Origin of the sequence: Ginsengibacter hankyongi, from assembly GCF_008710285.1 — a bacterium.
GTDB classification, from domain to species: domain Bacteria; phylum Bacteroidota; class Bacteroidia; order Chitinophagales; family Chitinophagaceae; genus Ginsengibacter; species Ginsengibacter hankyongi.
This window is the reverse complement of the sequence record NZ_VYQF01000007.1, coordinates 141,700-163,324: the sequence shown is the minus strand read 5'-3', so window position 1 is coordinate 163,324 and position 21,625 is coordinate 141,700. Positions and strand designations below refer to the sequence as shown.

General features: G+C 35.8%; 15 protein-coding genes. 4 read left to right on the top strand and 11 right to left on the bottom strand.

The genetic code is table 11. From position 1 onward, the window contains the following. Positions 1–39: 39 nt before the first annotated feature. The 6 genes from FW778_RS18615 to FW778_RS18590 form a co-directional block, all read right to left on the bottom strand. The gene (locus FW778_RS18615) at positions 40–966 is read right to left on the bottom strand and encodes an ABC transporter ATP-binding protein (RefSeq protein ID WP_150416363.1); all 927 of its coding nucleotides are present in this window, start codon (positions 964–966) and stop codon (positions 40–42) included. Positions 967–1,002: 36 nt separating this feature from the next. Beyond that, positions 1,003–1,950 carry an HlyD family secretion protein gene (locus FW778_RS18610; RefSeq protein WP_150416362.1) on the bottom strand — a complete coding sequence of 316 codons (948 nt, stop codon included), beginning with the start codon at positions 1,948–1,950 and terminating at the stop codon, positions 1,003–1,005. An 11-nt stretch (positions 1,951–1,961) separates the two neighbouring features. Next, entirely contained in the window at positions 1,962–3,215 is a 1,254-nt protein-coding gene (locus FW778_RS18605; RefSeq protein ID WP_150416402.1) for a TolC family protein, read from the bottom strand. 54 nt (positions 3,216–3,269) lie between these two features. Beyond that, complete coding sequence (locus FW778_RS18600) at positions 3,270–3,887, bottom strand: TetR/AcrR family transcriptional regulator (protein WP_150416361.1); 618 nt, start codon at positions 3,885–3,887, stop codon at positions 3,270–3,272. Between the two features lie 106 nt (positions 3,888–3,993). Beyond that, the gene (locus FW778_RS18595) at positions 3,994–4,386 is read right to left on the bottom strand and encodes a hypothetical protein (RefSeq protein ID WP_150416360.1); all 393 of its coding nucleotides are present in this window, start codon (positions 4,384–4,386) and stop codon (positions 3,994–3,996) included. Between the two features lie 26 nt (positions 4,387–4,412). Continuing rightward, positions 4,413–5,687 carry a nucleoside permease gene (locus FW778_RS18590; protein WP_317132387.1) on the bottom strand — a complete coding sequence of 425 codons (1,275 nt, stop codon included), beginning with the start codon at positions 5,685–5,687 and terminating at the stop codon, positions 4,413–4,415. A 291-nt stretch (positions 5,688–5,978) separates the two neighbouring features. Between FW778_RS18590 and FW778_RS18585 the strand changes: the two genes are divergently transcribed. After that, positions 5,979–9,569, top strand: a complete 3,591-nt coding sequence (locus FW778_RS18585) for a T9SS-dependent choice-of-anchor J family protein (RefSeq protein ID WP_150416359.1) — start codon at positions 5,979–5,981, stop codon at positions 9,567–9,569. Positions 9,570–9,664: 95 nt separating this feature from the next. Continuing rightward, positions 9,665–10,846: an aminofutalosine synthase MqnE gene (gene mqnE, locus FW778_RS18580; protein ID WP_150416358.1), complete on the top strand. Its 1,182-nt coding sequence runs from the start codon at positions 9,665–9,667 to the stop codon at positions 10,844–10,846. 96 nt (positions 10,847–10,942) lie between these two features. Here the strand turns inward: mqnE and FW778_RS18575 are convergent, their stop codons facing one another. The 3 genes from FW778_RS18575 to thrS all read right to left on the bottom strand — a co-directional run bounded on the left by FW778_RS18575 (position 10,943) and on the right by thrS (position 15,294). Further along, the gene (locus tag FW778_RS18575) at positions 10,943–12,538 is read right to left on the bottom strand and encodes a glycoside hydrolase family 28 protein (protein WP_202552345.1); all 1,596 of its coding nucleotides are present in this window, start codon (positions 12,536–12,538) and stop codon (positions 10,943–10,945) included. 186 nt (positions 12,539–12,724) lie between these two features. Continuing rightward, positions 12,725–13,300, bottom strand: a complete 576-nt coding sequence (gene infC, locus FW778_RS18570; protein ID WP_150416356.1) for a translation initiation factor IF-3 — start codon at positions 13,298–13,300, stop codon at positions 12,725–12,727. Positions 13,301–13,347: 47 nt separating this feature from the next. Then, positions 13,348–15,294, bottom strand: a complete 1,947-nt coding sequence (gene thrS, locus FW778_RS18565; RefSeq protein WP_235906434.1) for a threonine--tRNA ligase — start codon at positions 15,292–15,294, stop codon at positions 13,348–13,350. Positions 15,295–15,502: 208 nt separating this feature from the next. Here thrS and FW778_RS18560 point away from each other — a divergent pair, with 208 nt between their 5' ends. Further along, complete coding sequence (locus tag FW778_RS18560) at positions 15,503–16,543, top strand: hypothetical protein (protein ID WP_150416354.1); 1,041 nt, start codon at positions 15,503–15,505, stop codon at positions 16,541–16,543. Positions 16,544–16,579: 36 nt separating this feature from the next. Here FW778_RS18560 and FW778_RS18555 read toward each other — a convergent pair whose 3' ends face one another. Further along, on the bottom strand, positions 16,580–18,940 hold the full coding sequence (locus FW778_RS18555; RefSeq protein ID WP_235906427.1) for a TonB-dependent receptor: 2,361 nt from the start codon (positions 18,938–18,940) through the stop codon (positions 16,580–16,582). Between the two features lie 17 nt (positions 18,941–18,957). Next, entirely contained in the window at positions 18,958–19,539 is a 582-nt protein-coding gene (locus FW778_RS18550) for a DUF3347 domain-containing protein (RefSeq protein ID WP_150416352.1), read from the bottom strand. Positions 19,540–19,644: 105 nt separating this feature from the next. On the opposite strand from FW778_RS18550, the gene FW778_RS18545 reads away from it, so the two are divergent. Further along, positions 19,645–21,594 (top strand): ABC-F family ATP-binding cassette domain-containing protein, encoded by a 1,950-nt coding sequence (locus FW778_RS18545; protein ID WP_150416351.1) that lies wholly within the window; start codon positions 19,645–19,647, stop codon positions 21,592–21,594. Positions 21,595–21,625 lie beyond the last annotated feature (31 nt).

Below are 21,625 nucleotides of genomic sequence, written 5' to 3'. Positions count from 1 at the left end.
CAATTACATAATCGCCGAAACAGGAAATAACCGCTGTGTTCATTCTGTGTTTTTCATTAATGCCATAAAGCAATCTTCAATGTTGGGACGTATTGCATTTATTTCGAGCCCGTCACCAGCATACTTTGATAAATAATTTTTTAATTGTTGTTCTTCATTTTTATGTTTCATCACCACATGATGGTATGCACCAAAAAAATAAGCATCTTCCACCTCGCTACATATTTTAAGATCATTTAATAACGGAAGCATTTTAGAAGAACGTACCGCAAACAAATCCTTTTGAAATTGTTCAATAATTCCATCCGGTGTATCAATTGATAAAATTTTGCCCGATTGCAGCAAAGCAACTCTGTCGCACATTCCCGCTTCATCCATATAAGGCGTGCTAACCAAAATGGTAATATTTTGTTGCTTAAGTTTTTTCAGCATCTCCCAGAATTCTTTTCGCGAAACTGCGTCTACGCCTGTAGTTGGTTCATCAAGAAATAAAACCGATGGCTTATGAATAAGTGCGCAACATAGCGCCAGCTTTTGTTTCATACCGCCGGATAATTTGCCGGCTTTTCTTTTTTTAAAAGGCTCTATTTGTATGTAAATATCTTTTATTAAATGGTAATTTTTTTCGATAGTGGTATTAAATATGGTAGCAAAAAATTCCAGATTCTCTTCAACAGTTAAATCCTGGTACAATGAAAATCGCCCTGGCATGTACCCTGCTCTCTTTCTTATTTCTTTATAATATTTCACTACATCATAGCCATCTACCGTTGCTTCACCTTCATCAGCAAGTAATAGTGTTGTAAGAATTCTAAATAAAGATGTTTTGCCCGCGCCATCTGGGCCAATAATGCCAAACAATTCTCCTTCGTTTACATTAAATGAAATGCCTGACAGCGCTTCTGTCTTATTACTTTTTGCACCATAAAATTTGACAATATTATTTATTGTTATTGCAGGTTTCATTCCTTTCTTTATTCGTGGAAAACTCCAATTAATGACTTACGATTTTGGGTTGAAGCTTACTTCACCATACATACCAATTTTTAAATAACCATCATTCTTTACTTTTATTTTTATCGCATAAACGAGGTTCGCCCGTTCATCTTTTGTTTGGATGGTTTTCGGAGTAAACTCTGCTTTATCAGAAATCCAGGTGACGATTCCATTCATCTCTTTGTATTTGTCAGCTCCATTATCAACAAACACCTGCACGGTTTGATTCAATTTAACCTGCGACAATTGTGTTCCTGAAATGTAGGCCCGTAGCGTCATTTCAGACAGGTCAGCAATTTCGTACAGGGCTTTTCCGGCTGATGTCAATTCTCCTTCCTCAGCATATTTGGTTATAACGGTGCCGGCTATGGGATTTACGATGTTCGATTTTTGAATCTTATCATTTATTTCGGCAACCTGTTTTTCCAAAGGCTTTCCTGCGCTCATTATGCTCCTGTTTTGTGTTGAAACGGTATTTCGTTGCACATTTATCTGTTGTTGAGTAACCGCAATTTGTTTTTGTGCAACATCCACCTGGGCATTAATGTCGTCCACTTGCTTACCGGTTGCAGCATCCTGCTTCAGTAAATTTTCAAATCTTGTTTTTTCATGCAACAGGTTTTTCAATTGCGATTGTTGAACAGCTAATTGCTTTTGAAGTAAGCTGACCTGCGGTAACACGTCAGCCTTTTTTTCACTTAATGCCTGTATAGTTGCTTCCACCTGTTCTTTTTGCAGGGAAAGATTTTCAGCGTCTATTTCACCAACGACTTTATTTTTAGGAATAGAATCCCCTTCATGAACATTAAACGACAATATTTTGCCGGGTATTTCTGAGGAGACAATTACTTCATCAACTTCAAAAGTGCCCGATGCGTCAAACTTCCGATTGTTGTTGTTGCAGGCAACCAGAGAAAAAATAAAAGATGCTGTTATTAAAATTTTTGTCTTCATTAAAAAATGATTTATTGTTTTCCTGATATAGTTTGATAATTAATTTGCGCTTGTAGCAATTCTATCTGGTGCGTAATAAGTGATTGCCTGGCCTGGTCTTCATCATTTATCTCGGTTAAATAATCATTGGCAGTTATAACTCCATTTTGCAATTGCGCTTTGGCTGCTTCTTTTACGCTATCCCGCAATGCAATAATTTCTTCATCGCTTGCTATCAGCAAATTCATTTTATCAATTTCGGATTGTTGTTGTTTTAGCTGGGTATTTGTATTTAATAAAAAAGTCTCCTTTTCTAAATCAACTGTTCGCTTGTTAATCTGTGCTAACTGGTTATCATTTTTTTTGGTATACAAACCGCCTAACGCCCAGTTAAATCGAATACCCCCGATATAAAAAAAATCAAACTGATTTTTAAGAAAATTAAATGTTGGCCTGCCATACCCTCCTTGTAAAAAAAGACTCGCTTTCGGTTGGTTCCTTGCTTTTATAATTTTAGATTGATGATCGTACATTTTACTTTGGTCCGTATATAATTTAATCTCCGGGCGATTTATAATTGGCTCAACACTGCTGGATTGTATATTAGGTTTTTCAAAAACAACGTCCTTCCTCAAATGCGCATTCATAAACAATTCCAGCGTTTCAATCATTCCTTTTTGCGATGCATCTAACTCAATTATTCTTTGCTGATTTTTCAGCAATTCCGCCTTCAAAATATTTAAATTAGATCTGAATGCAACCCCATTTTCAACCCGGGCTTCCATATTCTTTATCCCGATTTGAATATCCTGTTTGATAAGGGCAACCTGCTCTTTCTGAGCATTCAAATATAAAATCCCAAGGTAAAGTTGATTCACTCTTTCCTTAAGTTTATATAATTCCACTTCTATTTTTTGTTGTTGTACTTCCGAATTTAATTGCTGTAGTTCATTTTGTTGTTTAATAACACCGCCATCATAAATGAGCTCGTTCACATCGGCAAGCACTTTATATTGATCTTTGGAAAGAGGTTCAATTTTAAAACCGGGCACAGGAATATCGATCCTGGTGACATCCGATTGATAAGTAGCCTGACCGGTAATGGTAAATTGGGGAAGAAACCCCTTGCTAAAATTTTCAATGTTAAGATTAGCTGTTTGTTTAATTAAATCCTTTTGTTTGACCATTGGATAATTTTGCCTCGCCAATTGATTAGCCTGTTCAATTGAAATCTGTGATATTTCCTGGGCTTCAATTTTATAAAAACTGCCTAGAAGAAAAAACATCCCTATCACCTTAACCAAGGTATTTAACCGTTTAGTCAAATGTTTCATAAAAGATTACCTTTTTATTGAATCAATAATAAATTTTGAAACTTCTTTTTTTCGCTGTTCCATTACATTTCTGAACTGAAGTTCATCCAATCCCATCGTAAACTGTATCATAGATTTTGCTACAAAAGGAAATATGGAGAGCGAAATGAGGTTGAGCAATAAATGCAAAGAGCTAATTTTTTTTATCGTTCCTTTTCTTACTTCTTTCTCAATTTGCTCAAGGAATTTTTGTGGTTTCGGAAGATTTTGTTTTCCCCATATTTTTTTTATAAAAATTTCAGGGTCCTGGCTCACTTCATTCAACACAAACAAAGGCAGATAAGGGTTTTCTGAAATTATGGTTATATATTCTTCAGCAAACTTTTCGATTTTTTCAAATAAAGAACTATCTGATTCAAAAATGGAATTGATTTTTGGAAACAGCTTTTGCGCAGCCTCCATAAAAATTACTTCAAATAATTTTTCCTTGCTCCTGAAATAGTAATGCAGTAAAGCTTTGTTTATTCCTGCTTCATCGGCAATATCCTGCATACGTGCTCCATACATGCCCTTTGCAACGAAAACTTTCTTTGCCGCAACAAGAATTTTTTCTTCAGCTGTTTTTTCAATTTTCACCTTAACCATATAGTTTAACCAAATAGTTAACAAAGCAAGCTAAAAATTGCTAAACTTCCAAATACTTTAAAAAAAAATAGAGAAATCACCCAGGAGATTTGCAGTGCAAAAAATATTATTTAGGGCTAATTCCGTTTTTGGTATCGGAGCCTCTTACTTCATATACACTATCTACGATATATTTTTCCATACCACGCCACGGCAAGGCACCAAAATATTCTATATAATGGACTTCTACTTCTCTTCCGGCATTATTTAATAAAGTTTGGGCAACGCTTTCTTTGGTGACACTGAAATTAAATTCATTGCTTTGCACATTTGCTTTAAAACCACTTTGAATAATTTTTCCTTCGTAAGTTTTGAACACATAGCCTTTACGCATAAACGTATTTAATGTTCCCGCTTTGGTGCCACTCCCGAACTGCCAGTAGAAGTGAGTGTAAAAAAAGATGCCAAGGCCTGCTATTATTATAATGATGAAATAGGTAAAAAAATTTCTTCGTCTCATACAAGTTAATTTAAGAGTAATCAGAATTATTTTCTAGCCACTATAAATGGCTGTGGATGGATATTTTGTTCAGGCTTTTGCTCATGCTTATATTTAAAAATAAATGGGAACACAATTCCTAACACTAAAGCATACCCTGCAAAAGTAAACCAGGTACCCCTCCAGTCGGTTACGCTATTTACCGTAAAATGATCAACTACCATTCCGCTGAAAAGGCCGCCCAAATAGGCGCCTATACCGTTAGTCATTACCATAAACAATCCCTGTGCACTGGCCCTGATTTTTACATCAGCTTCCTTCTCTACAAACAAGGAACCCGAAATATTAAAAAAATCGAAAGCCATTCCGTAAATAATCATTGATAGAACCAGCAGCCATAGACCACTTCCGGGATTTCCAATACCAAATAATCCAAACCTGAAAACCCATGAGAAAATGCTGATGAGCATTACGATTTTAATTCCAAACCTGCGAAGAAAAAATGGAATAGCGAGGATAAATAACGTTTCAGAAATCTGTGAAATTGAAATAAGAATATTTGAATGTTTAACACCAAAAGTATTTTTGTAAGCATCAATCTTTCCAAAGTCGTCCAAAAATGGTTTGCCAAAGGCATTGGTTATTTGAAGCGCTGCTCCTAAAAGCATTGCAAATAAAAAAAATATAACCATTCGTTTTCTTTTAAAGAGTACGAATGCATCCAAACCAAAAGAAGATACCCATGAAACAGACTTAGATGTTTTGGCAGGTTCGCAGGCAGGCATTGTAAAACTATACATTGCTAAACAGACGGAAGCCACTGCACTAACAATGAACTGGTTGGGAGTTAACGTCCAGTTAAATAAATCAACTACCCAAACTGCAACAATAAAACCTACAGTTCCCCATACCCTGATCGGTGGAAAAATTTTTATGATATCAAACCCCATCTTTTCTAAAGTTATGTAGGAAACGGTATTATTCAAAGCGATAGTTGGCATAAAGAACATGGCATTAAATAGCATTACCCAATACATGGTTGATGGATTTTGTACCCTTGATGCCCAAAACAGTAACGCTGCTCCAATTAAATGACAGATTCCCAAAACCCTTTCAGCATTAACCCACCTGTCCGCAATAATTCCCATTAGGGCAGGCATAAAAAGAGACGCAATTCCCATCGTTCCATAAGTAAGCCCAATTTGAGTTCCGGTGGCATGCAAAACACTAAACATGTATCCTCCTAACGAAATAAGCCATGAGCCCCAAACAAAAAACTCCAGGAAATTCATCAGGATAAGGCGCTTTTTTATACTCAACATATCTTCATTTTTGATTAATTGAATAAAACAATTTTCATTTTTACGCTGTTTTAAGAATAATATTTTTTTGTTTAAGGCAATCTATAACAAGTTTACCAGGTTTACTATAATTAAGTATGGTTAATATTCTCCAGGTAGCAATTCGGAATTATTTTGAAAGATAAGAGAATTAATAAAATTGCAACCTGTTAAGTTTTTGAATGAAAAGAAAATGGTATTTTAGCATAGCCAAAAGGCTTTTCACTTGTTTACAGGAATACTTTAAAATATAAATTATCCGTATTGAAAAAAATGACCTTGCACTCAATTCCGAGTGTTTTTTTATTCTTGTTTTGTTCAATTACAGTATCAAATGTTTACGCTCAACAGATAAAAGCAGAGACGTTTAATTTTACTGAGTTGGCACAAATCCAGGCGACCCAATCTTTTAAAATCGAAGGGGAACATGAGATAGACGGTGGATGGAGATACCTTAAAGGCAATTTACCTTTTCCATATAATGCCAAAATAATAAAACAGAAAATCGAATCCATTCCTGTTCCAAATACTGTTGAATTGCCATCACCTCTGCCCTTACAAAGCTTTTTAGGACACATTGATCCAATAAATTTTATACCACCCGATTGTATGGGGGCGGTTGGATTAAACGAAGTAGTTACTGCTACCAATGAATTTGTAATTGTTCATTCAAAAAACGGTGGCGCGGTGTTAAGCAAGGTTACGTTTCCTGCTTTTTTTAATAACCCCGGAATGTCTGATCCCTATATACAATTTGACCCTTATATTAACAGGTATTGGTTAAGCGGAATATCAACATCAACCACCAACAAGGTTTTTATAGCCGTATCGCAAACTTCTGATCCTGCAGGAAACTGGTACAGGTATAGTTTCACACCAGCTTCTACCGATGGAGCGCTACTTCTTGATCATCCTTATCTTGGATTCGATAATAAGTTGTTGGTAGTTACCGGGAGAAAGTTTCCCAATGGTGTAAATTTTACCGGCCCCATTTTATTTTGTTTTAATAAAGATAGTCTGGCCGCAGGAAAGCCCATTTCATTTGGGACAAATGCACAAACAATTGAAAAAACGACCGCAGATGGAGATGTTCCCTGCCCTGTTACAGCCATGGGATTAACTTCGCCTGCGTCGACTTTTTATATTGTGCAGAACTGGAACGGCGGTGCTTCAGCTATAAGGTTAAGTTCCATAACAGGCACACTTCCAAACCTCACATGGAACACCTCCAGTGCGGTTTTCCCTTCAGGCGGTTCTTCCTGGGCAGATGCAGATTTAGGTAACCTGGCACCGCAGGAAGAAGAGACAAGAAAAGTGGCAGTAAACGATGCAAGAATTAGCTCGGCTCAAATGGTAAATGGAAAAATATGGTGCGCTCATCATATAGGTTTACCTGCAACAGGTTTTAATCACACCGCTGTACAATGGTGGCAATTGACTACAACAGGAACTGTTTTGCAAAGAGGAAGAATTGATGATCCCGCAGGCCTCATATCGCGCTACTATCCAACGATTGCAGTTAATCCTGCCGAAAATGTCATTATTGGCTATTCCATCTCATCTCCCACTACAAGAATTAACGCAGCATACAGTACACGTACTTCTTCAACTCCTTTAAATACTACAGATGATGAATACATTTATAAAGGCGGCATAAGTACTTATTGGAAAGATTATGGAAGCGGCAGAGCGAGATGGGGCGATTACAGCCATTCTGCCGTTGATCCGGTAACAGGAGATTTATGGACTATTCAGCAATACGCTGATCAAAGGCTGTCAGCCGCAGATAATGATTCAAGATATGGAGTATGGTGGGCGGAAGTTTCCTTCTTAACTTTTAATAGTGATGTTACTGTATCAGCTATAAGCCAGCCCAACGGAACGCTTCCATATTGCACATTACCTATAAATCCGTTGGTTACAATTAAGAACGTAGGAATGGACACATTAAAAACTGTAAAATTAGGTTTAATATTAGATGGTGTAAATGTTGGTATTGATACATTAACGGGCTTAAGCATTTCTTTATATGGGTCAACTGATGTAGCCATTCCTTTACCTCTAAATCCACCACCAGGCAATCATATCTTACAGGTGTATACATTTGAACCTGACGGCGTGACTGACCAAAGGACTGCAAACGACACGAGTGTTGTTTCGTTTTCAGTTCTTCCCACACTAAGTCTGCCGGATGTTGAAGGATTCGAAAGCGCTACGTTCCCACCTGCCGACGGATGGTCTTTAAACAATCCTGACGGAGGCCTCACCTGGGAACGAACTACAGTTGCCAGCAAAAGCGGTGTTGCTTCAATGAGGTTAAATGCATTTAATTATCAAACAACCAAAGCAGTTGATATTTTACAATCGCCCAAAATTGATATAGTTAATACCGATTCAATAAGAATAAATTTTGATGTGGCGTATGCACAATACGATGCAACTTCTATAGACTCTTTACAAATAGTTTATTCAACTGATTGCGGTGCTACCTGGCTTCCCACCTCTTATCATAAATCCGGAAGCGCATTAAGCACAAACGGCGGTGTTTTTGTTAAGTCTTCTTTTGTACCTACGGCATCACAATGGCGCAATGAAAGTGTAAGTATTTCAACGTGTAAAATTGGTACCCCTTTTATCCTAATAGGAATAAAAGCAGTTAATGATTTTGGTAATAATATTTATGTCGACAATTTTTCAATATCTAAGTTAGATACCAAGCAGGAAAATGTTGCTCTTCTTTCTGTAAACAAACCATTTACAACGTTGTGCACTCCAGATTTTGTCCCGGAGATTACCATCGCAAATTTTGGATTTGATACATTAAAAACGTTGACGATAAATTACCAGATCGATAATGGAAGCATAAGTACATTTAATTACACGGGATCTCTTGCAAAATGTAATTCACAGGTAGTGACTTTAAATGCAATCACCTCTTCGACCGGCGAGCACGTGCTTACTATTTTTAGCACCAATCCAAACGGTATTGCTGATCAATATCCCGGGAATGATACTGTTAGAAAAATAGTAAAAATTTCACCAATTTTAGAAGCACCTGTGACAGAAGGATTTGAAACTACAACTTTTCCGCCTGTTAACTGGAGCACGCAAAACCCTGACGGCGGATTAACATGGGTGAGGACAACTTCAGCAGCGAAAACAGGTTTAGGTTCTATGGTTATTAGAAATTTTGATGCTCCAACTTCCAACACGGAAGATAAATTTTATTCTCCTGTTATAAAGTTCGATCCGAAGGTAGATTCATTCTTTGTCTCTTTCGATTACGCCTACTCACAGGGAGCAACTTATCCCGGCAGTACTAATATGCCTATGGATACACTTGAATTGCAAATAACACAGGATTGCGGCCAAACCTTCACAACGATTTGGAAAAAATGGGGCGCGGATCTGCAAACAATTGGTGATCCCAACTTACCGTCTGCAACGTCTTTCTTTCCGGGGCCTACTCAATGGAAGAATATTAATATTTATCTCAGCCCTGTTATTGGTAATAAAAATTTCCAGGTTTATTTTACTGCAAAAAGTAACGCTCAAAACAATCTATACATCGATAACATAAATATCTATTCTAAAATTCTTCCTCAAAGATTAAAAGACCAGGGATATCTTTTGTATCCAAGTCCGTTTAGAAATTCTTTCATCATTCGCAATTACACGGTACCAACAACGCTGCAAAGCGTTGCAATTTATAATTCGGTTGGGCAAATGGTTTGGATGAAAAATTACAATGGAACAGGCTACACCGAAATGCCCGTTGACCTCAGCAATGAAGCCCCCGGCGTGTATATTGTAAAACTTAAATACACTGATAAAACTGTGATACAACGAATAGTTAAGCAATAGCGGATTGTTTAACTATTGGATCATAAAACAAAAAGAGGTTAAACTACGCGTAACCTCTTTTTGTTTTACACAGGCTGCTTAACTAACTTTGCTATATGATAACAGCCAACAAAGAAGATGAGCTTATAGAAGTTATAAATTCATTTGAAGAGGGAAAACAATTTAATACAATAGCAAAAAAAATTATAGCCGGCGAAAGAATAACTGATGAAGATGGCCTGTTGTTGTTTGAAAAAGCAAGCCTTGGTTTAGTGGCAACATTGGCTAATTATATCAGGGAAAAAAAACACGGAGATATCACTTATTTCAATCGAAATTTTCATATTGAACCTACTAACGTTTGTGTTTTCTCGTGCAAGTTTTGTTCTTACTCGAGGTTATATGCACATCGTGATAAGGGATGGCAATTAAGTATGGATCAGATGATGGATATAGTTAAAAGTTACGACGGTAAACCCGTAACTGAAGTTCATATTGTTGGAGGTGTTCATCCAAAAATGGATCTAAACTTTTTTTGTGATTTCATTTCGCAGATAAAACAACACCGGCCGGATTTGCACATAAAAGGATTTACCGCTGTCGAACTGGATTATATGTTTAAAAAAGCCAAACTTAGCATTGAAGAAGGAATGCAAAGATTGAAAGACGCGGGCTTACAATCATTACCTGGTGGTGGGGCAGAAATATTTGATGAAACAATAAGGCAACAAATAAGTGCAGATAAGGTAAATGCCGAAGGATGGTTAAAAATTCATGAAGCTGCACATAATTTAGGAATGCATACCAATGCTACCATGTTATATGGTCATATTGAAAGTTATAGTCATCGAATAGATCACATGAGCAGGTTAAGAAATTTACAAGATAAAACTCATGGCTTCAACACTTTCATTCCGCTTAAATTCCGCAATAAGAATAATGACATGAGCGATGTGCCTGAATCATCTGTAACAGAAGATATGAAGATGTATGCTGTTGCAAGAATTTATATGGATAACTTCCCGCATTTGAAAGCTTACTGGCCAATGCTGGGAAGGCAAAATGCACAGCTCGCTTTATCTTTTGGTGTAAATGATATTGATGGCACTATTGATGACTCCACAAAAATTTATTCGATGGCAGGAAGCGAAGAACAAACGCCTTCAATGACCACCCAGGAATTAGTGATGCTGATTAAACAAGCAAAACGCAAGCCTGTAGAAAGAGATACTTTATATAATGTGGTAGTAGATTATAGTTTACAGGAGGCTAAAGAATTTGATGTTACGATGAATTAATATTGTTTGATATTAGAATATTTATTTTAAGAATTTGAAAATATTATTTCGTTATGGTATACCGTTAGTTTTGCTGCGTAAGATATTTTAAAAATCTTAACCCTTATCATCTTTAATCACCAGCCTTTTATTTTTATCAGTTGAAGTAATACCTTTCACAATGGATGTTTTACCCTTGTGTAGGTATAAGGTAGACACTTTGTTCCTGCCTTTACCACCGATATTTTCGTGCAAGCCATCGATAATAACGCTTTCAAAATTTCTACATTCCACCGAATGTGTAAAATACGACGGTAAACCTTTTGCCCAATTGATATGCACGTCCTTCATAAAAACGTTATCAGCGTTCTCAGAATAAATTGCGGGAATTGAATGTTCAAATATTCCTAATGCTATATCATTAGTCGGCCTTAAATCGAAGTTGCCTCCATAACCTTCCGCAAGAGAACTTTGTTTTATTGACAACGTTATGTTATCAAAAGAGATATCGTCTATAAGACCGCCGGATGCCGCATACACGAGTATTCCTGATTCTGACGAAGCAATAATATTTGAAAAGCGAACATGGCGAATACAACCCGTTTCTTTACTGCCAAGTCCGGGAACAGATGAAATGTGTATGGGTTCTCCATGCCCCCACCATTGGCCGCTATGAAGTCGTGTACTTATAGTGATATTTGAGAAGACCATATTTTCCATGTCCCCTTTCTGCCGTTGATAAATTCCTATTCCTCTGTTTGAATCATAAATGCTGATGTTATTAAATAACAGGTTCCCGGAATTATTATGATTGAACACGTTATATCCTATACGTATGCCACTTGACCTTGAATGCAAAATACAATTGGACGCGGTAATGTTGCTGGAACTCACCACTGCTATAGCATCATCACCGGCTTGTATATTACAATTAGAAATGGTGATGTTCTTCGAATCATACATATCAATGCCATCACTGTTTGGTATGTTCATATTATTAAGGATGGAAATACCATTTATTTTTATGTCTTCCGAATTCAAAAAAGCAATAGTCCAGTTTGGAGATTCTTCCAATCGTATATCCCTAATCGTTATATTCTTACAATCCGAAAAAATAAACATTACTCCGGGCCGCTCTTCGTAAGTACCTTTCCATAAAACAGGGCCATCATCACGTCCATATTTCGGATTCATATAATTATCTTTTTGTCTTGTATATTTTGGTGCAAAATCCATCCCATACTGCAGGCTGTCCATGTACATAAACGAAGTACCGTTACCTGTAACAATGCCCTGTCCCGAAATTGAAATATTTTGTTCATGATGTGCAACAAGAATACCTGTTTTAATTCCGGCGCCGGGGCCACTGAAGCCAAAATCTTTCTGATATAAATAGTCATTATTTTGTGTGCTGCCGGTTAAGATAGCACCGGCTTCAAGATACAAGTTCATATTGCTGAATAACCTCACCGTACCCGTAATAAAGCTACCGGCTGGTATCACTATTGTTCCTCCCCCATGCTTATGGCAATCATTTATTGCTTTTTGAATAGCAGCCGTATTAGAAATTTTACCATCACCAACGGCTCCATAATCAATGATATTATAAACCGAAATCTTACTGGAAATAGATAACTGTGCTTGAGTTGCTGTAAAAAATAATATACACACTGCAAGCAGTTGAATGCTTTTTCCAGGATAAATATTTTGCATGAATTTCATTTTTGTTAAATTATAAACTATTTGTAGATATAGTCAATTCTTGCAACTCAGACGTCTGGGCAATTAAAATTTAAAAAACTACTACCTGAAATGTAAAACGGTTGTATATAAAAAAGCCGCCCCAATTTATTATGAGACGGCTTCTTATCATCCAAAATTTTACGCAATTATTATTAACTATTTTTTCTTTTGACTTTTTGGGGCAAAAATGGCAAACATTCTCTTTCCTTCCAGCTTTGGCATACTTTCTAGCGTGCCTACTTCCACCAGCCTTTCCGCAAATTTCAATAATAGCAATTCGCCTCTTTCCTTAAACATTATTGCTCTCCCTTTAAACTGGACATAGGCTTTTACTTTGTTACCATCTTTTAAGAAATTTTCGGCATGTTTCGATTTGAAATCAAAATCATGATCATCAGTATTGGGCGTAAAGCGGATTTCTTTTACTTCAGAAACCTTGCTTTTGGCCTTCATTTCTTTTTCTTTCTTCTTTTTTTCGTAAAGAAATTTGTTATAGTCAATTACTTTGCAAACCGGGGGATCAGCTTGCGGAGAAATTTCAACAAGGTCAAGTCCTTGTTCATTAGCTATTCGTTGCGCTTCCGCGATGGAATAAACTCCTACTTCAATATTATCGCCAACCAAACGTACCTGCGGCACTTTTATCATATGGTTGGTTCTGTGTTCCTGTTGTTGTTCTTTTTTGAAACGTGGATTAAATGCACCTCTTGGTGCTCTTGGTGGAAATGCCATTAATTGATTTTAGTTTATAAATTGTTTTCTTTGTTATGATTCAGCAATTATGCTGTTGTTTCTGCTATTTTTTTATGTTTTACTTCGTCTTGTATCATCGCAATTACTTCCTGTACATCCTTCACTCCTTCATCGCCTTTACCTTGCCTTCTTACCGAAACTTTTTTATCATTCACTTCTTTCTCTCCAATAATAAGCATCAAAGGAACTTTTGATAATTCGGTATCTCTTATTTTTTTCCCAATCTTTTCACTTCTATCATCAATTTCAGCACGAATATCATTATTTTTTAATTTAGATAAAACATTTTGAGCATAAGATAAAAATTTATCGCTAATGGGCAAAATTTTAACCTGAACCGGCACTAACCACATCGGAAATTTTCCGGCACAATGCTCAGTTAATACAGCGATAAATCGTTCCATACTTCCAAACGGCGCACGGTGGATCATTACAGGCCTGTGCTTTGCATTATCTTCTCCAATATACGTTAAATCAAAACGTTCAGGTAAATTATAATCAACCTGGATAGTGCCTAACTGCCATTTACGCCCGATTGCATCACGAACCATAAAGTCAAGTTTGGGGCCATAAAATGCAGCTTCTCCAAATTCTATTACGGTTTTCAAGCCCTTTTCTTCTGAAGCCTCAATAATTGATTTTTCCGCAATCTCCCAATTGGTATCGCTGCCAATGTACTTAGATTTATCGTTCTGGTCTCTCAGGGAAATTTGAGCAGTATAATCTGTAAATCCAAGTGAGTTAAAAACATAAAGTACAAGGTCAATTACCTTCTTAAATTCATCCTTAACCTGGTTAGGCATACAAAAAAGATGTGCATCATCTTGCGTAAATCCTCGCACTCTTGTAAGGCCATGCAATTCCCCCGACTGCTCATAACGATACACAGTTCCAAACTCTGCAAGCCTCAATGGCAGGTCTTTATAACTTCTCGGTGAAGCTTTATAAATTTCGCAATGATGAGGGCAATTCATTGGCTTTAAGAAAAACTCCTCTCCTTCTACCGGGGTTTTTATTGGCTGAAAACTATCCTTTCCATATTTTTCATAATGGCCGCTGGTTACATATAAACTTTTAGAACCGATATGGGGAGTAATAACCGGAAGATATCCTGATTCTATTTGAGCTTTCTGTAAAAAGTTTTGAAGCCTTTCACGAAGCATTGCACCTTTTGGTAACCACAATGGCAACCCGGCTCCCACTTTTTCGGAAAAAGTAAAGAGCTCTAATTCTTTACCTAATTTTCTATGATCCCTTTTTTTTGCTTCTTCTAAAAAAACGAGGTATTCATCCAACTCCTTTTGATTAGGGAAAGTAACTCCGTAAATGCGTGTAAGCATTTTATTTTTCTCATCACCTTTCCAATAGGCGCCGGCTATGCTGGTAAGTTTTATTCCTTTTATTAAACCAGTTGAAGGAATATGAGGTCCACGGCAGAGATCAGTAAAATTTCCCTGGGTATAAAAAGTTATGCTTCCATCTTCGAGGCCCTGAAGAAGATCCAGTTTATATTCATCGCCTTTTTCTTCAAAATATTTTACAGCATCGGCTTTTGAAATTTCTTTTCTAACAAAAGAATTATTTTGTTTTGAAAGTTCATTCATCTTCTTTTCGAGCTTTTCAAGATCACTTTCACTAATTACGTTATCACCTAAATCTATATCATAATAAAATCCCTTTTCAATCGGCGGGCCTACCCAAAATTTTACCCCGGGAAAAGCGTCTTCAACAGCTTCTGCCATTAAATGTGCAGATGAATGCCAAAAAGTTGACTTGGCTTTTTCATCGTCCCACGTGAGAAATTTAATGCTTGAATCATTTTTTATTGGCCTTGAAAGATCCCATACCTCACCATTAACTTCTGCTGCAAGAATTTTTCTTGCCAGGCCTTCACTTATTTTTTTTGCAATATCCAACGCTGTAGAACCTTGTTCGTATTGCCTTACAGCGCCATCAGGAAAAGTTATATTCATAATTCAATCTACCTCAATTAAAGTCTTTATTTAATTTTTTAAGAATGCAAATTTAACGAAGTATTAGACAAAGATGCCATTCCTTTGAATGATATACTTTTAATTACTTATAATTTTGTGTGAAATAGAAAAATAAATTTAGCCGCAAAAAAGGATATTCAATTTAATTAGATTTTAAGTTCACTTCAATAAGATGTTACAATATAATATGAAGATATTTTACTCTTTAATTTTATTACTGGTTTCGTCTTCGCTCACTGCGCAGGATTTTAATGGGCAATGGAAAGGAAGCTTTAATGAAACAAGCTATGGATTTTCAGGGTTGGAAGGCGGTGGTGTTGATTATGTATTGGAGTTACAAACAGAGGGTTCAAATGTATCAGGATATTCTTATACTTATTTTAATGAAGGAGCCAAAAGATATTATACAATTTGCAAATTAACGGGAACCATAAACCGGGCAACAAAGGATATAGTTGTTACCGAAACTGAAAGGATAAAATATAATACTCCTCCCGGTTTTCAAAATTGTTTTCAAACGCATAAATTACATTACGTACAGGATAGCGCAGATATTGAAACTTTGCGGGGAACCTGGATGCCCGCTCCGAACCAGGAGGGAAACTGCGGCTACGGTACTACGTTACTTTCAAGAAGAATAGTGAAAAACCTGGCGTTAAGAACAACACCCTCATATAAGAAACCAGCCCCTTACGCTCCGCAAAATTCTATTGTATCAAAACCAAAAAATACTCCGCCAAAAATCATTCATAAAGCGCCAGCAAAGACTCATACAGAAATAAAAAAGCCTGTTGTAAAGGATGATAATACAAAAAAGATAATTCCATCAATGGTCCCGGAAATAAAAAAAACGGATACTGTTAAACAAAAACCTTTAGGTTTTGAACCACGCAGAAAGGATATTATAAAAACCATTGCAATTGAGGAACCTACTTTTAAAGTTGATTTTTATGATAATGGTGAAATTGATGGAGATTCCATAACTGTATTTTACAATGGCAAAATTGTTCTTTTACACAAAATGCTAACGACAAGAGCTATCTCACTAACGCTTGCCCTAGACGAAAATGTAAGAGAAAATGTAATAACAATGTATGCAGATAACTTAGGGTCAATACCACCCAACACCGCATTAATGATTGTTACCGATGGCAATAAAAGATATGAAGTGAGAATAACTTCAGATACTGAAAAAAGTGGTAGTGTTGTGTTTGTGCATGGAAAGTGAGATGTTTGGTTTATTCGCTTCCGATTTGAGCGGCCTTTAAAATTTAAAATTCCATGTAACGGACGGTATTATAGGAAATAACGATACCTGTTTAGCCTGCACTTTTAATGTTCCATCATATGGACTTCCTTCCTGATCGAAATAAATACAGTACGGATTTTTTCTGCTGTAAGCATTATAAACACTAAAAACCCATTCACTCTTTAATTTTGCTTTCGGATGTTTATTGGGTGTATATATTGCTCCAAGATCAAGACGGCTGTAGGATGGAAGCCTGTATTCATTAATCCGGCTATACTCCTGCGTTAGTACCCCGTCAAAAATATAAAACCGTTGCGGTAAAGTGGCCGCATTCCCTGTTCCAAAAACAAATGTTCCCGAAAGCTTCCATTTTCTTGCGAGTTCAAAAATTCCTACAACAGAGACGTCATGTCTTCTATCGTATTTTGCATAATATTTTTCACCTGAATTTAGTCCGTGAAACTTTCTAAAAGTCCAGCTTAATGTATAACCAATCCAACCGGTTAATCTACCTTTTGTTTTATTAATAAATAATTCGGTTCCATAACTCCATCCTTTACCAAAAGTGAAAAAGTTTTCAGTGTCTTCCAATGTTGCAGGCGTATAACCTTCTTCGTATTCTATTTGATTTTTTAATTGCTTATAATAAACTTCTACAGATGTTTCATATGTGTTGTCATTAAAATTTTTAAATAAACCCAAAGCATAGAGCCAGCTTTCCTGCGGCTTAACTTTTAAAGTACTGGGCACCCACAAATCAGTGGGCAATGTTGTACCTGCATTACTCACCAGATGAATGTATTCAAGGTTTCTTGTTATGGCAGCTTTAACAGAAGTTTCATCATTAATTGCATACCGAATTGTAAACCTCGGTTCAAATCCAAAATAAGTAATTACTGGTTGTCCTTTTTTATAGATGGAACTATCAATACGATTTCCATTAGCATCTGTGGTGTAGGTTTTATAAGTACCAATTTGTTGAAATCCACTTTCACGAATTCCTGCATTTATTTTTATTTTATCGCTAACATCCCAATCATCCTGGATATAAACTGCGGCCTCATGTGCATATTTCTGTTGTGCATTGTTCGGCTTGAACTGAACACTATCTTGTCTTCCGCTAACAACAGATGGAGTGAACGTATGATAAGTATATAGTGCTCCAAATTTTAATTTGTGATTGGTAAAAGGATAGAGATCGAAATCTTCTTTTATATTCCAATCTTTAATGCCGGATAAAAGATTGATTTGAAAATTATTTTGATTAGCCCCAAAATTGAAATTGTAATCGTTATAAACAACAGTTGTATTGGAAAATAAACGGTTATTAAAAACGTGGTTGTAACGCAACGTTCCTGTAGAGTTTCCCCACGGAATATTTACTTTCAGCGACTGCTTTCCGTTAACAAAATCAAATTTATCTTTTCCAAAATAGCCGCTTAAATAAATCCTGTCTTTCTCAGAAAACTTATAATTGACTTTAGCATTTAAATCATAAAAATAATATCCTGAGCCATAAAATGAACTTGATTTTTTTATAAAAGGTTTTGCCAATGCATCAATGTAAGTTCTTCTTGCAGAAATAATAAAAGAAGCTCTATTTTTTTTAATAGGACCTTCTATCGAAAACCTTGATGCTATTAAACCAATGCCACCTTGCGTTACAAATTTTTTATCATTTCCTTCTTTCATAGAAATATCGAGTACGCTTGATAGTCGCCCTCCATATTGCGCGGGCATTCCACCTTTAATTAACGATGTGTTTTTAATTGCATCTCCATTAAAAATTGAAAAGAACCCAAACAAATGGCCGGTATTATAAACCACTGCATCGTCAAGCAAAATTAAATTTTGGTCTGGGCCACCGCCCCTCACATATAAACCAGAGCTACCTTCACCTGCGCTTTGAACTCCGGGTAAAAGTTGAATAGTTTTTAAAATATCTATCTCGCCCAAAAACGCAGGAATAGATTTCACCTCGTTAATGGAAAGGTCAATCTTTCCCATTTGCGCATTCTTCACATTGGCATCTCTTTTTTTAGAAGAAATAATTACTGCCTCTTCGGTTGTAACTTTAGGAACAACTTCAAAATTGTATTCAACGTTTTTATTTAACTCAATAGTTTTTATTTGGGGAACGTAACCAACATAGGAACAAATAAAATTATAAGTTCCTGCAGGAAGCGTAATTGAATAAAACCCAAATTGGTTAGAAGTAATTCCTTTCGATTCTCCTACAACGGAAACAGTTGAGCCGATTAAAGTTTCACCGGAAAGCGAATCTTTTACATAACCGCTGATAGTAAATTTATTTTGGCTAAAAGTGAAAAAAGGAATTAATAAAAAAGCAATAGCTATTAACTTTTTCACTTTCATACAGATTAAAAATAATATTACTGAAGTGAATCTTTTATTTCACCACAATCTGCGTGATTTTTGCCTAAATATGGATTGATAATTTCAGCAGTATTACTAAGCCAGCTTCCTTCTTTGTCCTGGCCAAAAGCCATGGAACAATTTTGCCAATAAAGCTTTGGCCCTTCATAAGAAATCGTTCTTAGAAACGGGTATAAATTTTCAGAAACCATTCTAAAATCTTCTCTCATTTCTGTAATATCCTTTTGTTGCAAAATGTCTTCCGCATTGGCTTTAATATCACTCAACTGTTGCTGCACTAACGTCAAAATAAGTGAATCATCTTTTTTTAGATCATCTAATTTTAAGCTATCAATAGAAACAATAAATTTTGGGATTTGTTCTTTAATTTTAGAAGTATCTGCATCGGCAAACGCATTTCTTATATTGAGATATTCATTTATTGCATTGGCAATACTTAGATTAAACTCTTCAGAATGTTTTTTGATTTTTATGGCTTCCTGTTTTTGTTCCGTTGAGTGCGTATCTTTTTTAAAAAAAAACCAATACGCTCCAAATAAAATAATTGCTAAGAAAATAATCGCCAATAACCTTTTCATTCAATATAAATTTTGTTCAAAAATAACATATTAACATGAGGTAAAGTTACCTCGTGATCTATTACGCCAAATAGGCCTTAATTTTGCACGCTTATAAAAAATTTTATGTTATTAGGGTTACAAAATGTTACGTTCGAATTTGGTGCAAGAGTTATTGTAGAAAATGCTACGTGGCACATTCAGCCAAATGAAAGAATAGGGTTGATAGGTTATAATGGAACAGGTAAATCAACATTGCTTAAAGTATTTACCGGGCAATATCAACCCTCTAAAGGAACGGTTGAAAAAGGTAAAGAAACAACTATTGGTTTTCTCCACCAGGACTTGCTGAGTTTCGATACAGAAGATTCTATTTTGCAGGTAGCTTTAAGCGCTTTTGAAAAAGTAATTGCCTTAGAAAAGGAAATTGAAAAAATAGGAATTGAATTAGAAAAAAGTTCTGATGAAGCATTGGCACATTTGTATGCCGACAAATTACATGAACTTGAAATTTTGGGCGGCTATGACATTCATCATAAAACAGAAGAAATTTTGCAAGGATTAGGTTTTCCTAATGCTGATTTACAAAGACCCTATAAAGAATTTAGTGGCGGATGGCGCATGAGAGTATTGCTTGCAAAAATGATATTAATGCATCCGGATGTTTTATTGCTTGATGAACCAACGAACCATTTGGATCTTCCTTCTATTGAATGGCTGGAAAAATATCTGCAACATTACCAGGGTTCCGTAGTGATAGTTTCTCACGACAGATATTTTCTTGACAGGATGGTAACTAAAATTGTTGAGTTATATCAACAGGAACTACATTTTTATACCGGTAATTACACTTACTACCAGCAGGAAAAAGAGCAACGAATAGAACTGCAAAAAAGAGCCTACGAAAATCAGCAGGATTATATTCGCCAGCAGGAAAGATTTGTAGAGCGTTTTAAAGCAAAGGCTTCGAAAGCCGCACAGGCACAGAGTATCATGAAACGCCTTGACAAAATTGAACGTATTGAAAATACTGACCTTGAAAGGCCAAACATGCGGATTAATTTTACAGTTGGTGTTACCCCGGGAAGAGTTCTATGTACATTAAAAGATGTTTCAAAAAACTTTGGAAATGTAAAAATTGTTGAACATGCGAAAGCTGAAATAAATCGGGGCGATAAGATCGGTTTAATTGGCGCCAATGGAAAAGGCAAATCAACATTACTTAGAATTGTTGCGGGTGCAGAAAAATTTCATGGCGAAAGAATTGAAGGCCATAATGTAAAAGATGCCTTCTATGCACAACATCAACTTGAGGCATTAGATCTTAATCACACGGTACTTGAAGAGATGAATTATTCCGGAAGTGGTAAAACAGAACTGGAGTTAAGAACATTATTAGGATGTTTTTTATTTAGTGGTGATGATGTTGACAAAAAAATTAAGGTTCTTAGTGGTGGTGAAAAAGCAAGAGTTGCTCTTGCAAAAACAATTGTTAGTAAAGCAAATTTTCTCTTGCTTGATGAGCCTACTAACCACCTCGATATTCATTCGGTCGACTTGCTTATTGAAGCATTAAATAAGTATGAAGGCAGTTATCTTTTAGTAAGTCACGACAGATATTTTGTAAACCAAACTGCCAATAAAATATGGGAAATTGAAGATTATAAAATAAAAGAATTTGTAGGAACTTATGACGAATGGGAAAGATGGAAGCAGGAAAGAAAATCCGCTGAAATTGAGTCTTCAAAAAAGAAAGAAATATTAATTGAAAAAAAAATCGAAGTACCATTAGAAAAGAAATCGAACAATAATTCTTCACCCAATAAAGATTTTCAAAAAGAACTACAAAAAGCGCAAAGGCTTTTTCAGCAGTTGGAAGAAAAAATAGCAAAGCTTAACAAGGAAAAAATAACGTTAGAATCTGATCTTGCGTCGCCTGAAATTTATCTTGAAAAACAAAAATTTTTGACAGCCGAAAACAAGTACAAAGAAAATTCGATTCAATTGCAAAAAGCTACTGTAGAGTATGAAAAGCTTTTTGAAAAAATAATAGAAATGGAAGAAAAAAATTCTTAGAAGTTTAATTTTTTTTTATGAATGAAAACAA

Bases quoted from the DNA above. Each gene is read 5' to 3' on its own strand.
- FW778_RS18585 (WP_150416359.1), top strand. From the start codon at position 5,979: ATGACCTTGCACTCAATTCCGAGTGTTTTTTTATTCTTGTTTTGTTCA.
- FW778_RS18615 (WP_150416363.1), bottom strand. From the start codon at position 966: ATGAAACCTGCAATAACAATAAATAATATTGTCAAATTTTATGGTGCA.
- FW778_RS18560 (WP_150416354.1), top strand. From the start codon at position 15,503: ATGAAGATATTTTACTCTTTAATTTTATTACTGGTTTCGTCTTCGCTC.
- mqnE (WP_150416358.1), top strand. From the start codon at position 9,665: ATGATAACAGCCAACAAAGAAGATGAGCTTATAGAAGTTATAAATTCA.
- infC (WP_150416356.1), bottom strand. From the start codon at position 13,300: ATGGCATTTCCACCAAGAGCACCAAGAGGTGCATTTAATCCACGTTTC.
- FW778_RS18575 (WP_202552345.1), bottom strand. From the start codon at position 12,538: ATGCAAAATATTTATCCTGGAAAAAGCATTCAACTGCTTGCAGTGTGT.
- FW778_RS18610 (WP_150416362.1), bottom strand. From the start codon at position 1,950: ATGAAGACAAAAATTTTAATAACAGCATCTTTTATTTTTTCTCTGGTT.
- FW778_RS18590 (WP_317132387.1), bottom strand. From the start codon at position 5,687: ATGTTGAGTATAAAAAAGCGCCTTATCCTGATGAATTTCCTGGAGTTT.
- FW778_RS18550 (WP_150416352.1), bottom strand. From the start codon at position 19,539: ATGAAAAGGTTATTGGCGATTATTTTCTTAGCAATTATTTTATTTGGA.
- thrS (WP_235906434.1), bottom strand. From the start codon at position 15,294: ATGAATATAACTTTTCCTGATGGCGCTGTAAGGCAATACGAACAAGGT.
- FW778_RS18595 (WP_150416360.1), bottom strand. From the start codon at position 4,386: ATGAGACGAAGAAATTTTTTTACCTATTTCATCATTATAATAATAGCA.
- FW778_RS18545 (WP_150416351.1), top strand. From the start codon at position 19,645: ATGTTATTAGGGTTACAAAATGTTACGTTCGAATTTGGTGCAAGAGTT.
- FW778_RS18600 (WP_150416361.1), bottom strand. From the start codon at position 3,887: ATGGTTAAGGTGAAAATTGAAAAAACAGCTGAAGAAAAAATTCTTGTT.
- FW778_RS18555 (WP_235906427.1), bottom strand. From the start codon at position 18,940: ATGAAAGTGAAAAAGTTAATAGCTATTGCTTTTTTATTAATTCCTTTT.
- FW778_RS18605 (WP_150416402.1), bottom strand. From the start codon at position 3,215: ATGTTTTTTCTTCTAGGCAGTTTTTATAAAATTGAAGCCCAGGAAATA.